14 protein-coding genes are annotated in these 14,086 nt (G+C 60.0%); 2 read left to right on the top strand and 12 right to left on the bottom strand.

Annotated elements, in window-relative coordinates:
* Positions 1-10: 10 nt before the first annotated feature.
* The 7 genes from OR601_RS08015 to OR601_RS08045 form a co-directional block, all read right to left on the bottom strand.
* Complete coding sequence (locus tag OR601_RS08015; protein ID WP_265591651.1) at positions 11-634, bottom strand: flavodoxin family protein; 624 nt, start codon at positions 632-634, stop codon at positions 11-13.
* 116 nt (positions 635-750) lie between these two features.
* The gene (locus OR601_RS08020; RefSeq protein WP_265591652.1) at positions 751-3,261 is read right to left on the bottom strand and encodes a DNA topoisomerase I; all 2,511 of its coding nucleotides are present in this window, start codon (positions 3,259-3,261) and stop codon (positions 751-753) included.
* 126 nt (positions 3,262-3,387) lie between these two features.
* Positions 3,388-4,179, bottom strand: a complete 792-nt coding sequence (tatC, locus tag OR601_RS08025; RefSeq protein ID WP_136011866.1) for a twin-arginine translocase subunit TatC — start codon at positions 4,177-4,179, stop codon at positions 3,388-3,390.
* 21 nt (positions 4,180-4,200) lie between these two features.
* The gene (locus OR601_RS08030) at positions 4,201-4,839 is read right to left on the bottom strand and encodes a Sec-independent protein translocase subunit TatA/TatB (RefSeq protein WP_265591653.1); all 639 of its coding nucleotides are present in this window, start codon (positions 4,837-4,839) and stop codon (positions 4,201-4,203) included.
* A 138-nt stretch (positions 4,840-4,977) separates the two neighbouring features.
* On the bottom strand, positions 4,978-5,292 hold the full coding sequence (locus OR601_RS08035) for an STAS domain-containing protein (RefSeq protein ID WP_136011864.1): 315 nt from the start codon (positions 5,290-5,292) through the stop codon (positions 4,978-4,980).
* Positions 5,293-5,372: 80 nt separating this feature from the next.
* Positions 5,373-6,098, bottom strand: coding sequence for a hypothetical protein (locus tag OR601_RS08040; RefSeq protein WP_265591654.1), 726 nt, complete (start codon positions 6,096-6,098; stop codon positions 5,373-5,375).
* Positions 6,099-6,220: 122 nt separating this feature from the next.
* A complete protein-coding gene (locus OR601_RS08045; protein ID WP_265591655.1) occupies positions 6,221-7,531 on the bottom strand; it encodes an aspartate aminotransferase type Ic in 1,311 nt (436 codons plus the stop codon).
* Between the two features lie 250 nt (positions 7,532-7,781).
* Between OR601_RS08045 and OR601_RS08050 the strand changes: the two genes are divergently transcribed.
* On the top strand, positions 7,782-8,039 hold the full coding sequence (locus OR601_RS08050; RefSeq protein ID WP_265591656.1) for a hypothetical protein: 258 nt from the start codon (positions 7,782-7,784) through the stop codon (positions 8,037-8,039).
* On the opposite strand, the gene nhaA is transcribed toward OR601_RS08050, so the two are convergent.
* The gene (nhaA, locus tag OR601_RS08055; protein ID WP_265591657.1) at positions 8,036-9,430 is read right to left on the bottom strand and encodes a Na+/H+ antiporter NhaA; all 1,395 of its coding nucleotides are present in this window, start codon (positions 9,428-9,430) and stop codon (positions 8,036-8,038) included. The two genes, OR601_RS08050 and nhaA, sit on opposite strands and share 4 nt — an antisense overlap.
* A 409-nt stretch (positions 9,431-9,839) precedes the next feature.
* Between nhaA and OR601_RS08060 the strand changes: the two genes are divergently transcribed.
* On the top strand, positions 9,840-10,733 hold the full coding sequence (locus OR601_RS08060) for a DegV family protein (RefSeq protein ID WP_265591658.1): 894 nt from the start codon (positions 9,840-9,842) through the stop codon (positions 10,731-10,733).
* A gap of 114 nt (positions 10,734-10,847) precedes the next feature.
* On the opposite strand, the gene OR601_RS08065 is transcribed toward OR601_RS08060, so the two are convergent.
* The 4 genes from OR601_RS08065 to OR601_RS08080 all read right to left on the bottom strand — a co-directional run bounded on the left by OR601_RS08065 (position 10,848) and on the right by OR601_RS08080 (position 14,079).
* On the bottom strand, positions 10,848-11,759 hold the full coding sequence (locus OR601_RS08065; protein WP_265591659.1) for a Fic family protein: 912 nt from the start codon (positions 11,757-11,759) through the stop codon (positions 10,848-10,850).
* A gap of 194 nt (positions 11,760-11,953) precedes the next feature.
* Complete coding sequence (locus OR601_RS08070; RefSeq protein WP_265591660.1) at positions 11,954-12,319, bottom strand: DUF4143 domain-containing protein; 366 nt, start codon at positions 12,317-12,319, stop codon at positions 11,954-11,956.
* Positions 12,280-12,690, bottom strand: coding sequence for an AAA family ATPase (locus tag OR601_RS08075; RefSeq protein ID WP_323373075.1), 411 nt, complete (start codon positions 12,688-12,690; stop codon positions 12,280-12,282). Before OR601_RS08075 ends, OR601_RS08070 begins: the two co-directional genes overlap by 40 nt.
* A gap of 330 nt (positions 12,691-13,020) precedes the next feature.
* Positions 13,021-14,079 (bottom strand): nucleoid-associated protein, encoded by a 1,059-nt coding sequence (locus OR601_RS08080; RefSeq protein WP_265591661.1) that lies wholly within the window; start codon positions 14,077-14,079, stop codon positions 13,021-13,023.
* Between the last annotated feature and the right edge of the window lie 7 nt (positions 14,080-14,086).

Below are 14,086 nucleotides of genomic sequence, written 5' to 3' on the forward strand. Positions count from 1 at the left end.
TTTACTGCTCCTAGTCGTTGATGAAGTTGGTGCGCACGTGAGGCTCGTGGAGAGGCAGGTCGACGCCCGCCTCATGCCCGGCCTCGATGCACTTGAGCATCCAGGCCATGTTGCGGCCCAGGGTGCGCATGATCTGCATGCCCTCTTTGTCTTTGCGCACCTGCTCGGGGCTGTAGCCATGCACCATGTTCCAATACTGGGAGGGCACCACGGGCATGTTGTTGATCAAGAAGTATTGGTTCAAGCGCTCCAGGGAGGCGGTGGTGCCCGCGCGACGGGCGCTCACCACGGCTGCTGCCGGCTTGAAGGCCAGCTTGGAGGAGGCGGCGTAGAAGAAGCGGTCCATGATGGCGCAGAGAGCGCCGTTGGGGCCAGAGTAGTAGACCGGCGAGCCCACGATGAGGCCGTCGATAGTGGGGGCGATGTCGATAAGCTCGTTGACTACGTCGTCAAAGACGCAGCGGCCGGTGCGCGCGCAGTGGTGGCAGGCTGCACACCCGCGCACGGTGGCGTTGCCCACGTTTTTGATCTGTGTCTCGACGCCGCACTCGTTGAGGATGGATGCCACTTCGTTGAGGGCTGTGCGCGTGCAGCCACCGGGATGGGGGCTGCCGTTGACAAGCAAAACCTTCATGAGACCTCCGAGGAGACGAACGGGTGAAACGATAGATGGGACGTGCTAAGACGCCGCCAGGGAAGCCGGCGTCAGCCGAAGGGCGCAGACCAGCCGGGCCAAGGCGCCCAAAGCGGCTATTTGGCTTTAGCGCGACGACCTCCACGACGAGGGCCGGCGGCCTTCTTCTTCTCTTTGCCAGGACAGTTCATATTGACGCAGATCTTCCAGGGGCCGCGCTCGGTCTCAATCTCCACCTCGGGGGCGCCGCACACAGGGCAGGTAGTGCCCAGGGCATGAAGGGCGCCGCGCTGAGGCAGCGGGTAGCTCACGCCGCACTCGTCGTAATTGGTACAACGGATGAAGCGCTTGCCGGTCTTCTCGCTCTTATGGGCCACCAGGTCGCCGTGGCGGCCGGCTTCGGCGCATACCGGGCAGGTGCCCACGATGACGTCGGGTTCCTGGTTGGTGGGGCACTGAGGGTTCACGCACTGCTCGTAGGGCTTAGAGCGGAAGGGCCAGATCTTCAAGCGAGGGGCGCCGCACTCTGGGCAGGGCTCTTCCAGAGGCTCGATCTTGTCGCTGTTTTTACCCGGCACCGGATAGGTGACGTCGCAGTCGGGCCAGCCCATGCAGCCAATGAAGCGCGACTGGGTCTTAGGCGAGTTTTTGATCACCAGATCCTTGCCGCACTTGGGGCAGGAGCCCACGCGGGCGTCGGCGGTGACGGCATCGGCAATGGCTTCGCCCAGGTCCTCTGTGTGCTCGATGAGCTGATCCATCATGCCCGCCAGCAGCGCGCGGGAGTGATCCACCACGGCATCCTCCGTGGTGGAGCCCTCGGCCACCAGGTTCATGTCCTGCTCCAGCTCGCTGGTCATGGAGGGCGTGGTGATGGTGGGCGCATAGGAATCCAGCGCGTCGATGATGGCCATGCCCAGCTGGGAAGGCTCCACCGGGTTGTTCTTGAGGTACTTCACCTGGAAGAGACGGTCGATGATGGAGGCGCGGGTGGATTTGGTGCCTAAACCCCGCTTCTCCATCTCCTGGATGAGGCGCCCTTGGCTGTAACGCGCCGGAGGCTCGGTTTGCTTGGCTTCCAGTGCCAAGTCGCTCACCTCGACGGTATCTCCCTGAGCCAGAGAGGGCAGCTGCTCGTCCTTCTTGAGACCGTAAGGGTATGCGGCCCTGTAGCCCTTTTCTTTGAGCACGTCTCCGGCTGCCGAGAAGGGCTGGCCTGCCACGTCCAGGCTCACCTTGGTACCCTCGATCACCGCGGGCCCCATGAGGGTGGCCATGAAGCGGCGGGCGATGAGGTTGTAGAGCTTCCAGGCGGCGGGCTCGAGTTTCTCGGGATCTGCGGGTGCCGTGGGATAGATGGGCGGGTGGTCGGTGGTCTCCTGCTTGCCGCGCGTGGCATGGAGGGGGCCCGCCAGGATCTGGTCGCAGATGGGTGCGTAGGCGGGCACCTTGCGCAGGGCCTTGAGAGTGCCCGCTAAATCCAGGGATGCCGGATACACCGTGTTGTCTACACGGGGGTAGGAGATGAGGCCGTCCATGTAGAGGGACTCTGCCAAACGCATAGCGCGACCGGGGGCGATGCCCTCAGCAGCAGCGGCGGCCTGCATGGAGGTGGTGTTGAAGGGCGCCAGGGGCGCCGACTTGCGGCTTTTCTTGGTTACGGCAGTCACTTGGCCGGTGGTGGCGCCTCGCACCTGGTCGAAGGCCTCCTGCGCCGCATCGCCGTTGGTAAAGCGGCCGGCGGCATGGGAGATCTTGAAGCTCTCGCCGTCTTTGGCGGCGCGGCCGCCGATGACCCAGTAGTCCTCGGGCACAAAGGCCTGGCGCTCGCGCTCGCGCTCCACCACCAGGGCCAGCGTGGGGGTTTGCACGCGGCCGGCGCTGCGCACGTTGCCAAAGCCGCCAAAGCGGGCCATGGTGAGATAGCGGGTAAGCGCAGCTCCCCAGATGAGGTCGATGTACTGGCGGCTCTCGCCGGCATCGGCCAGGTTTTGGTCCAGCTCCACCAGATTGTTGAAGGCATGGTCGATCTCCGCCTTGGTATAGGCCGAGTAGCGGGCGCGCGTGGCCGGGATGCCAGGATTCACCTGGCGCACCTGGTTCAAAGCATCGGAGCCAATAAGCTCGCCTTCGCGGTCGAAGTCGGTGGCGATGATCACCGCGCTGGCCTTCTTGGCCAGATTTTTGAGGGCGCGGATGATGCCTTTCTCGGCAGGGTTTTTCTCTACCGGAGCCCAGATGAGGTAGGGCAGGCTGGGCAGCTTCCAGCCCTTGATGTCCACGCCGTCTTCCATAAAGGGCTTCTTGGGCTTTTTAGGCTTGCCGTCCTTGCGCAGGCCGCCGTCGAAGGGAGGCTTGGGCAGGCTGGCGGGGATTTGGGCCGGCAGCACCTCGCCCTCGGTATCGACGGCGAACCAGCCGGAGGACTTGTCATAGGTGAGCTGGGTAGGAAAATCCGGGGCCAGGATGTGGCCTCGCAAACCGATGGCCACCCAGTCGTCGCCGTCGCGCCTAAAGCGGTAGACGGGCGTGTCATAGACCTTGTCCTGCTTGGGCTTGCCCGACTGGCTCAGCAGACGGGCGATCTGCTTGGCGGCGTCGTTTTTCTCTGCAATGACCAAAACCATGGGCGAACTCCTTGCTTTGGCCCCTTTCAGACGCGAGCCCAAAGCTTCTAGAACGTATAGATAAGAGGGGCGCGAACAAGGAAGCCCTCTTTAAGAATCGACCCGCACCGGGCGGGTCGCACGCATTTATGCAGCCTGTTCCTCTTGCTTCTCGTAGTCTTCGCGCGTCCAGGAAAGCGCCTGAGGCCCATCCTTTTGCACCAAGACCACTCGGGCTACCGCCAGCGAGATCTCATAGAGCATCACCAGCGCAGCGAACATGAAGAACATAGTCACAGGCGAGGCGTCTGGGGTCACAAATGCCGAGAAGACCAACAACCCCACATAGATATAACGCCAATTCATGCGGAAGGTACGGTAAGGCACCACGTGGAGGATGGAGAGGTAGAAGATCACCAGAGGCACCTCGAAGGCGACGCCAAAGCCAATCTCCAAGAGCATGAGGATGGAAAGGTAGTCGTTTGCGTCTGCCAGCTGGGTAGCGAACTGCACCGTTTGATCGTGCATCCAGCCAAAGGCAGCCGGCAGGATGATGAAGTAGCAAAAGGTCATGCCCAGGAAGAAGAGCACCACCATGGCGCCCACTGTGGGAATCACCCAGCGCTGCTCATTGGGGCGCAACGCCGGCAGGAAGAAGGCCATGAGCTCCCAGATGATGATGGGACAAGTGATGATGGCAGCCACAAAGAAAGCCACTTTGAAGCGGATGGTGAAGCCTCCCAAAGTGGAGAGCACCGTGAGCTGGCCGCCGTTGGGCAGAAATTGGCGAATGGGGTCGATGAGCACATCGATGATCACCGGGGTGGCCATATAGACCACCACCGCACACACCACCAAAGACACGATGATGATGGTAAGGCGGCGACGAAGCTCGCCCAGGTGGTCCATAAGGGGCATACGTGCAGGTCCGATAGGCATAACAATCAGAGGAGCCCGCCCTTAGGCAGAAGCTCCGTCCTCCTCTCCAGAAGAAGCAGGGGCAGCCGCAGGCTTGGAAGCCAAGCCATAGAGGGCCGCGGCACTGGTGGGGTCACAGGCAGGCTCTGGGACCGCAGGCTCTGCAGGAGCAGCCACCGAGACGTGACCTGTGGCCTCATCAAGCTCGCCCTTGGTCTCTACACCGGTGAGGGCCGCGGCGGCCTCGGCTGCTGCAGCAGCCTCTTGGGCCTCTTGGCTGGAGACGGGCGCCGAGCTGGCCGAAGCGTCGTCAGCTGCTGCCTGCGCATCTTGAGCCGCAGCGGCTGCAGCTGCCTGGCGCCGTTCCTTCTCGGCAGCCAGACGGGCTTTGCGCTGGGCAAAGGTCTCAGTGGCGCGACCGGAGAGATCCTCTTCCTCGATATCCGCGTCTTCATTGGAGGCGACCTTGGACTTCACCGAGTCGCCGGCGCCCGTGGCGGCCTTGGTCATAGGGTCGATGACCTCTGACTGAACCACCTTGGTGACAGAGTCTGACGCCTCGCGGAACTGGCGAAGTCCGCGTCCAATGGTGCGGCCCATACCCGGCAGCTTGTCCGGGCCAAACAGCAAAAACGCGAAGATGATGATGAGCAAAAACTCGGTGTCCCCGATACCGAACAACCGGGACACCCCCTCTCTATAGTAAAGGGGACCGTCGCGAGCGGCGGTCTCCCAGGACAGCTCTTAGAGCTTTGAGCCTACAGGGGTGAAGCCTGGAGCGCAACTTAAAGCCTGTCTTCAGGCAAACCCCTCAAAGATCTACTGTTCGTTGACGTTGAACTCAGAGCCTACGCCCAAAAGCGTAAGCACGCGCAGCACGTTGGGTTGCGGGCGGGAGATGGTGAGGCCGCAGCCGCCCTCGGCAGCACGATGGGCAGCCGCCACCAGCACGCCGATGCCAGTGGAGTCGATGTAGGGCACAGCCTCCATGTCGACGTCGATGGTGGTAGGGGCGCTGTCGAGCACGGCTTCCAGCGTGTCTGTGAGCTGAGAGGCGTTGGAGACGTCTACCTCTCCCTCGATGATGACGTCTACGTGATCATCTGCGGCCTTGGTGTTAATTGAGAGCGACATCGCTAACCTTCCATAGTTGGGCACAGGACGTACCTACTCAGGTAATTCTACTAGTAACGACCGGGATTCAGGACAGTTCTTTAAGAAGTGCTGTCAGCCGGCGCCGTTTGGTCGAGCTTCTCTGAGAGAGCACTGGCTCCGCCAGAGGAGGCGGCTGCGCTGGAGCGCAGGCGAGACAGGGCATCCTCGCAGTACTTCTTCACCGCGCCTTGGGAAGAAGTGTCTGCTTGGGCACCCTTCTCATAAGCATCAGCGGCCTTTGCGGCCTCTCCCTGACTTTCGTACATCATAGCGAGGTTGGCCCACGCCGAAGCGTAATTGGTCTCTTTCGCCAGATCTTCCAAACCTGTTACACCTTGCGCCGTGTTGCCGGAGTAGTAGAGGCTAAGGGACTCGTTGATAGAGGCGTTCTTGGCCTGCTCTGTGTCCAGCGAACCCACCTGGTCGATGTAGGAGGCATAGGCGGTGGCGGCCTCTTTATAGAGCTGCGTAGCCTCTGCCTGCTCGTCCTCGTTGCCAGCATAGATCGAGGCATAGGAAGCCCAGTTGAAATAGGCGTCTGCCAGCTTGAGCTCTTGGGCGGCATCTTGACTGTTGACCTGCAGCGCGGCTTTGGCCTCATCTACCTGCGGCTGATAGCGCGATGCCGCATCGTCAAAAGAGGTAGGGAACGACTGCGACGTGCGCGGAGCCGCGAAGATCTGCGCGAAGGAGGGTAACAGGATGGAGATGACCATGATGATGGAGATCACCACCACGGCGATCTCTTTGCCCGTGGGTTTTTTGCGCTCCTTGGGCTTGGCCATTTTACGCACCCCCTCCTTTGGGTAGAAGTAACTATTCAAAACAATGGGATAGTATACCAACAGTGACCGATGTGTACCAAATGTGCATTAGACTGAGTATGAGCTATATATCCATTAATTGGTTACGAACGGCGCTCTAGCTCTTGAGCTGCGGCAACGGCTTTGACGCAGGCACAAAAGACGTCCAAGGCCTCCCCTAATTCTTGAAGCGTTGGATAGCTGGGAGCCAACCGAATGTTGGAGTCCCGGGGGTCATCGCCATAAGGCCAGGTGGCTCCAGCGCCAGTAAGCGTAACGCCCACTTCGCGACACAGATCCACGATGGCCTTGGCACATCCTTCCGGCGCCTCAAAAGAGACGAAATAGCCGCCACGAGGGCACGTCCAAGCAGCGCACCCCACCTCGCCCAGCTGCTCTGCCAGCTTAGCCTCCACCAGCTCGAAGCGAGGGCGCAGCACCTGAGCCATCTGATCCATGTGCTCTTTCACGGCAGAGGCGTCTGCAAAGACGCGGGTGTGCATGAGTTGGTTGATCTTATCGGCACAGACGCGCTCGATGCCAAAGGAGCGCCTGAGGTCTGCCAGGTCCTCCACGCTCGCTGCCACGCAGGCAATGCCCGAGCCTGGGAAAGTGATCTTGGAGGTAGAGGCAAACTCATAGACCAGGTTGGAGCCTCCCGCCTCCTCGATGGCCGAGAAGATCTCCAACAGCGAGTCCTCTTCGTGGGGGTAGAGGCCATGCACCACGTAGGCGTTGTCCCAGAGAATGCGGAAGTCTGGGGCTGCAGGCTTCAAGGCGGCAAAGCGGCGGACGGTCTCATCCGAGAAGGTCACCCCGGTGGGGTTCTGATATTTGGGGACGCACCAGATGCCCTTGACCGCGGGGTCTTTGACCAGCTCTTCTACCTGGTCCATGTCGGGGCCGGTGGCGGTCATGGTGACCGGGACGTTTTCGAAGCCAAAGTGCTCGCTCACCGCAAAATGGCGGTCGTAGCCGGGCGAAGGGCACAAAAACTTAAGATTTTGCTGCTGACACCAGGGAGTCTCTCCTTGAATGCCGCACACAAAGCCATGGGCCAGCACGTCGAACATAAGGTTGAGCGAGGAGGAACCAGACACGATGATTTGGGCGGGATCCACCTCTAAGATCTGCGCGAAAAGGCGGCGGGCAGAGGGCAGGCCGTCGGGCGCGCCGTAATTAGCTGCGTCCACACCCTCGTCAGTGAGGTCGCTGGAGGCATTCACGGCGTCCAACAGCGGGCGGGAGAGGTCCACCTGCTCCGGCGAGGGCTTGCCGCGGGCCATATCAAGCTTGAGACCCAGCGATTTGAGGGCTTTTACCTCGCCTTTGAGGCGCTCCACCTCAAAGGCGAGATCCGCGGTGGTCATTGCGCTATAGATGCTGGTTTGAGGGGCACTCAGCACGCTGTCCATGAAAACCTCCCAGACTGGCGGTGGTCTTTTTAGCGCCTAGCTGCGCTTTTGTTAGTATAGCGACCCGAGCCCTGTTGCTCTGCCTCACTGCAGCGGCATTCTCTAATGAGAAATGATAAGCGACAGATGACATACTTACTGCTGCAGCCTACAGGCGCGCCGACACCTCGCCTGCCGCCAGCACCATCACCCAACCCGAGCCGGCACTCCTATCGCCGCAGGCCAAGCCGGCCCTACCCAAAGGAGGCTCATGGACGCACAAAACTGGGAGCAAGCTCCCGAGCACGGCGATCTCCAACGCCTGGTAGACGCCCTGTTTGCGACCGAGAAACGCACCAACCACCTGGATGCGCTCATACTGGCGCAGGCCCACGACCTCTCCGATGATCTCATCGAGGTAGTGAGCCTGCTTCCTCCCATGCCCATGACACGGGCGCAATTTTGTGACCAGATCAACTCCACCTTGGCCGCCCATGGCTGGGGCAGGCGCTACGGCATCGTCTCTTAGTCTTGTGAGTCGCCAGAGCCTGCAGACGCCTTCTTCCCGGTGAGGAGAATGTAGAGGCAGCCGATGGTGGCAGCGATCACCGAGCCGCAGAGGATGGCGAACTTGGCGGCCAGGATCTCGGCGGGATCGGTGAAGGCCAGGCCGGCGATAAGGATGGACATGGTGAAGCCTAGGCCGCCCATGAGACCTACGCCTATGATCTGGTGCCAGTCGACGCCAGAGGGAAGCTTGGCGAAGCCGATCTTTACCAAAAGCACAGTCACAGCCACGATGCCGATGGGCTTGCCCAAGATGGAGCCGCACATGGTGCCCAGGGTAACCGGGTCTGCAAAGACCGAGGCCACATCGACGCCCACCAGGCGCACTTGGGCGTTCACGAAGGCAAAGATGGGCAGGATGACGAAGTTCACCGGCACCGAGATGGCGCGCTCGGTACGTTCCAGCGGCGGCGTCACCTGGTGCATGATGCGCTCCACGGTAGCCGAGGTGGCCATGAACTCATGCTGGCCCAAGATGTGCATGTTGTCGTCGTAGATGTCGTCCAGCCTGTCTGCCTTCTTCTTGAGCCAAGGGCGCAGGGCGGCCAGCGAGATGTCGGACTTGGCAGGCAAGAAGAGCGCCAGAAGGACGCCGGCCAGAGTGGCATGGATGCCGCTGTTAAACATGCAGAACCACAAAAGCAGGCCCACGATCATGTAATGGCGTACACGGAACACCTTGAGGTAGTTGAAGACTGCCAGGATGAGCAGGCAACCGGCAGAGGCGGCCAGCCACGCCAGAGAGGGCGCATGGCCGTAGAAGAGAGCGATTACAATGATGGCCAGGATATCGTCTGCGATGGCCAGAGTGGAGAAGAACACCTTGGTGGCCGGGGCAACGCGGTCGCCCAAAAGCGACATGACGCCCAGGGCAAAGGCGATGTCGGTGGCCATGGGAATGGCCCAACCCGAGGCATTGGAGCCCGAGGAGTTAAAAAGCAGATAGATGGCCGCAGGCACCACCACGCCACCCACCGCGGCCAGCATGGGCAGGGCCGCCTGGCGAGGCTTGCGCAACTCGCCCACAGTGACCTCGTACTTGAGCTCGATGCCCACCAGCAAGAAGAAGATGGCCATGAGGAAGTCGTTGACAAAGGCTTCGATGGAAATGGATCCCACTAGCGGCCCGATGCCCAGCGTGAGCGGCTCCATCAAAAAGTGATGGACTGCCTCGTAGGCGTCGCTGTTGGCCACGATGACCGCCAGCAGTGCGGCGCCCACCATGACCGCCGCGGCAATGGTGCCGTTGGAAGTGATCTTAGTGAGCTTCTTTTGGCGGCGGCGGCGCTCGAGCACCTGGGGCACCGCGATGATGGACTCGCTCTTGGGCGAGCTCTGAGGCGTATCAGACATGGATGCAAAACTCCTCTCAGGCACAGAAGGCCTGGCTAGCTGGAAGAACGCAGGGACCACCCCACAGGCATAGCCTTTGGGACCTGACAGCGGTCCGAAATTCTCAGTTTGTCATCAGGCTCGCTCCCGGAGGGGCTCTTGCGCCCTGAAGCAGAGAAATCCCACGAGTAGGCCCGTGGCGCTGCCGTGGATTTGAGGGCGGAAGGCTAGATTTGAAGCTGTAAGGCCATACCGCTTGGTATTGGATTCCTGAGGGTAGATACCCTAAAATTCACAGGTTGGCTCAGTGCGTCGGCATTGCCTGAGCCTGCCGCCAGCCAGCGCCGCGCTAGCAAAACCCGGGCTGCATCGCTGCAGTTGGGGGTATCAAAGATTCGCTTTCATCCGCGAGGGAAAAGGGATGCACCCTATGAATTCGCAAAAGATCGCCGTTATCACCGACTCCGGCACCAACGTGCCTCCGGCATTTGCCCAAGAGCACGACATCCGCATCGTGCCGCTGCTTATCAACTACACGGACGGCACCTACCGCTCAGAGATAGACATCACCGGCCAGCAGGTCATCGACCGCTTGTCTTCCGAGGTTCCCACCACGTCGCTTCCCAGCCCTTCCTCCATTCGCGAGGTGCTGGAACAAGCTAAGGCGGACGGCTATGAGAAAGCAGTGATCGTCACTATCTCCTCAGGGCTTTCGGCCACCAACCAGACGGCGCACCTGGTGGCCAGCCAGATGGAGGACTTTCCAGTGGAAGTGGTGGACACCCTCTCCATCGGCATCGCCGCCGGCCTCACGGTGATGGATGCCTCCCTGATGATCGAAGCGGGCGTGCCCTTTGAGGAGCTGTCCGGCAGGCTCAATGCGCTAGCCAACCAGACGTTGGTGCTCTTCTCGGTAGACGACCTCACCTACCTGCGCAAAGGCGGCCGCATCTCCGAGGCCACCTATCGGCTGGGCTCCGCCTTGAACATCAAGCCCATCTTTGATTGCGATGACGAGGGTCACTACCGCACCGTCAAGAAGTGCCGCGGCCGCGACAAGGCGCTCAAGAGCACTATCAGCCTCATCGCCGAGCGCGCCAAGGAGTACGAGCAGGTGGTGCTGGCCGCCGCCGTCGCAGTGCATGACGCCACCAACGACGCCGCCCTGCACGCGCTCGAGGAGAAGGTCACCAATGCCGTGGGGCTCATCTCCACCTCTATCTCCCCCGACCTGCTGGTGCACACCGGCCCGTCGCTTTTAGGCATGGCCGTGCAGCCCGCCATCCCCGAGATGGCTGCGGCAGCCGCCGCCCTGGAGGGCTAGTGCAGACGCTTCGGGCAACCCACATATAACGTGCGGGCCCACTTATTACGTGCAGGCGGCTGGATGACGAGGGTTTTCCAGCCGCCCTTTTCATGTAGAGCAAAGCGCGGCTTTCTATCTCTTGATGCCAAGTGCATCCATAAGGGCAACCACCGAATCTTGACCGTCGAGACAGGTGTCGATCAGGTAGCCTGGCTCCGACTCCCACTGAGCAAGACCGCGATAGTAGAACGCTTTCTTTGAGTCCTCGATAAGAAACGGCACATGGCCGTGGCGCAGACACTCCTTGAAAGCTACGAGTCTACCCACGCGGCCATTGCCATCCTGGAACGGGTGGATGCACTCGAACTCCTGGTGAAATCTCACTATGTCAGTAAATGAGACCTCATCTTGGGTCTCGTATTCCTGTATCAGTGAGCCCATCTGGCGAGGGACATCCTTAGGAGCACAAGTGGTGCGCCCTCCCACCACATTGGGGCGCGTCTTGTAGTCTCCCACCGCGAACCAGCCAAGGTGCGAGTCATGAGTGCCCCATTTCAAAATATGGTGCAGTTGCTTCACAAGGTCTTCCGTAAGCGGTTCTTCCGCTTTGTCGATACAAAAATCCATCGCCCTAAAATGGCCTACCGTCTCTAGGACGTCGTCCACAGGTATGCCGCCAGTCGCATCTATCGTACGGATCTCGAAGATCATTCTGGTCTGATCCTCGGTAAGCCGACTCCCCTCGATGTGGTTCGAGTTGAAAGTCATTCTCACCTGGAGCTCGTGGTAGATACCGCCAGAGATGTGGGCCTCCTTCTCGTCTCGCAAGGCTTGAAGAAGCGCGTTGTCCGAGATGGTCCTGCAGAGGTCATCAGCCCGACATCCTAGATAGGCGGCCATACGATTGATGACGCGACCTGAGACCGACTCTCCTCGGCCAATCTTGGCCATGGTTCTGGAGGATATGCCAAGAAGCTTGGCGAAGGCGGTTCTCGAAAGGCCACGCTCACCAAGCCTTTGGGACAGGCCTGTATAGTCGACCATTGCGAACCTCCATGCTTTACTTTTCGCCCGCATCTAGGCGAAAATACTTTACTTTTAGTAGTAATTTTAGCTTATAAGTAAAGCACTCGGCTGTCCGGACGCGAGGCTAAAGCATCACTTGGCAATAACCGAAATATCTCGCCTATTATTTCGGTTATTGCTGGTAGGCGAAAAGAACCGCAAGGCCGCAGTGCCTACACAGTAAGCGTGTCAAGCGGTATCACATAGATACCGCTATCAGACAGCTGGCGTGCATAGGCTCCACTTCCCACCACCACCTTGAATACCGGCTCGTACCCGCGTGCAAGAGGATCGTTAAGCACCTTCTTCTCAAGACGCAAAAGATTCTTTACTCCCTGATCTACCTTCGAATCACCAAGCTTTGTCTCGATAGCAGCCCACCGGCCATCTGTGAGCTCAATGATGACATCTACTTCGAGGCCATCGCTGTCGGCATAGTAATGAAGCGGATGAGCCCTGGCTCCTGGCAACAGACTGGCATAGACACACAGATCGTGAACTACCAAGTTCTCAAAGAGCGTCCCCCAACAGCTGCCCATCCATAAGTAGCACTTCGGGACCCACACCGAGAAGAGCCCGTGAGAATAAACTGCCCAGGACGGCTTCCTGAATCATCCACTGCATGACGCACTCGATTCCAAATGGCAGGCACATCTTGCCATTCATCAATGGCCACCGGCTTCTCCCCCACCAAAGCCAAGGAGGGGTCTGCCTCAAGAATCTCTCGCCGATCATCAACTCGCACCAGGCTCTTGGCGAACGCCGTTGACGTCCACGACTTCCCCGACCAGCGAGTTCCGCATATCTCTACGGCGCCAAAGACATCCATACGCCGTTGAACAAGCACATCCATAAGACGCGGAGCATATCCTTCTGGCACCAATGGGCCATACGCAACCATGCTGTCCATCTCTCACTATTGCCGCATGACAATACTAGCATGTACCTGCAATAATCGTGATTTTCGAGGATGTCCAACCGGGTTTTTCGAGAAATCGTCCTACATGCTCAGAAGCCTCTACTCCGGCATGGAGGCAATCCGGTCAGCCATATAAGGGGGCGCAAAGGAAACCTTGCCACGCTCTGCCGCCAAAATGATCTGAGCATCGGTCAGCACGTGACGGCGTCCCCAACACTTGTGTACAAAAAGTACGTTTGTGTACATTTGTATATTCTAGCAGCTCAGGAGGGATGTTGTCTCCCCCAGAACATCGCAGCAGCCCTCCCGTCGCCCTCTCCCCTAGCGATTCTCGATGGCAGAGACATTCTTGATGGCGATGGAGATGGTGCCGTCCAGGTTGCTGGTGAACTCCAGAAAATCGGGGTTCTTGCCAAACTCCGCCGGGAAAGTGATGTCGACGCCAGTATCGGTGCGAATGTGGTGCTTGGCCGCCACGCGACGCGCCACCTTGGGCTCCACCTTAAGCTGCGCGGGCAGGTCGCGGTCGGCGGCCTCCTCCACAAAGCGGTCGTGGGCCTGGGGAGATCCCGAGAAAACCTCCCGTGCCAGCTGCTCCGGTACCAGCACCTCGTCGTCCTCTGCGTTCTCGGACACGTAGGCCTTGGCGGCGGCCACCGCTGCTGCCGAGTTGGCGCCAAACTCGTCAGCCACCTCGCCCACCAGCTCGGTCACCGCCTCCACGCACTCCTTGCTGGAAGCCTCCGAGGTGCACTGCAGCAGCCCCTCAGGCAAAAGCTGGATCGGCTGCCCCGCAATAACGCGCGACACGTCGCAAAAGCGCACTTCACCAGTGGCAGACACCACCGCAAAGGAGCTCACCTTCTGGCCCGGATTGGGCAGGATGGCGTGATGGCGCGCGATGGAAGCCACCTGATGCCCCAGCGCATCCATCCCCACTTCGCACATGTAGGCATCGCGGCTCTCCAGCACCACAATGGCCAGATAGCGTGGCGCTTGCGCCTCATACATCATCTCGACGTCTTCATCGCTCAAATCATTGAGCGTCTTGTCAACGTCGCCCTCAAAGTCGATGACCAGCACGTCGGTCGAGGGCGTATGCTCCTGCTTCCCTAGCTCGCCCAGGAGGTATTGGGCTATCTCTGCCGAGAAAGGCGCCAACTCCTGCTGCCCGCGAAAATAAGCCTCGACGCTCTCTTTGAAGGCGCTCTCCGGCAAGAAGGCGCCGCGACGGGCATCCAGATTGGAGAGCGACCGGCGCGCCTGGGAAGTCACGTAGCGTTTGATCTCGGCCTGAGACAGGTCCATGGGGGCTTCCGAGAAGACCGTGACGCAGGAGCCTGCAGCATAACTGTGGAGGATGGCTTGATTGACGCGCATGAAGTTC

Origin of the sequence: Leptogranulimonas caecicola (assembly GCF_023168405.1) — a bacterium.
Taxonomy (GTDB): domain Bacteria; phylum Actinomycetota; class Coriobacteriia; order Coriobacteriales; family Atopobiaceae; genus Leptogranulimonas; species Leptogranulimonas caecicola.

Bases quoted from the DNA above. Each gene is read 5' to 3' on its own strand.
- OR601_RS08050 (WP_265591656.1), top strand. From the start codon at position 7,782: ATGGACGCACAAAACTGGGAGCAAGCTCCCGAGCACGGCGATCTCCAA.
- nhaA (WP_265591657.1), bottom strand. From the start codon at position 9,430: ATGTCTGATACGCCTCAGAGCTCGCCCAAGAGCGAGTCCATCATCGCG.
- OR601_RS08040 (WP_265591654.1), bottom strand. From the start codon at position 6,098: ATGGCCAAGCCCAAGGAGCGCAAAAAACCCACGGGCAAAGAGATCGCC.
- OR601_RS08035 (WP_136011864.1), bottom strand. From the start codon at position 5,292: ATGTCGCTCTCAATTAACACCAAGGCCGCAGATGATCACGTAGACGTC.
- tatC (WP_136011866.1), bottom strand. From the start codon at position 4,179: ATGCCTATCGGACCTGCACGTATGCCCCTTATGGACCACCTGGGCGAG.
- OR601_RS08020 (WP_265591652.1), bottom strand. From the start codon at position 3,261: ATGGTTTTGGTCATTGCAGAGAAAAACGACGCCGCCAAGCAGATCGCC.
- OR601_RS08015 (WP_265591651.1), bottom strand. From the start codon at position 634: ATGAAGGTTTTGCTTGTCAACGGCAGCCCCCATCCCGGTGGCTGCACG.
- OR601_RS08065 (WP_265591659.1), bottom strand. From the start codon at position 11,759: ATGGTCGACTATACAGGCCTGTCCCAAAGGCTTGGTGAGCGTGGCCTT.
- OR601_RS08060 (WP_265591658.1), top strand. From the start codon at position 9,840: ATGAATTCGCAAAAGATCGCCGTTATCACCGACTCCGGCACCAACGTG.
- OR601_RS08075 (WP_323373075.1), bottom strand. From the start codon at position 12,690: ATGGACAGCATGGTTGCGTATGGCCCATTGGTGCCAGAAGGATATGCT.
- OR601_RS08070 (WP_265591660.1), bottom strand. From the start codon at position 12,319: ATGGGCAGCTGTTGGGGGACGCTCTTTGAGAACTTGGTAGTTCACGAT.
- OR601_RS08045 (WP_265591655.1), bottom strand. From the start codon at position 7,531: ATGGACAGCGTGCTGAGTGCCCCTCAAACCAGCATCTATAGCGCAATG.
- OR601_RS08080 (WP_265591661.1), bottom strand. From the start codon at position 14,079: ATGCGCGTCAATCAAGCCATCCTCCACAGTTATGCTGCAGGCTCCTGC.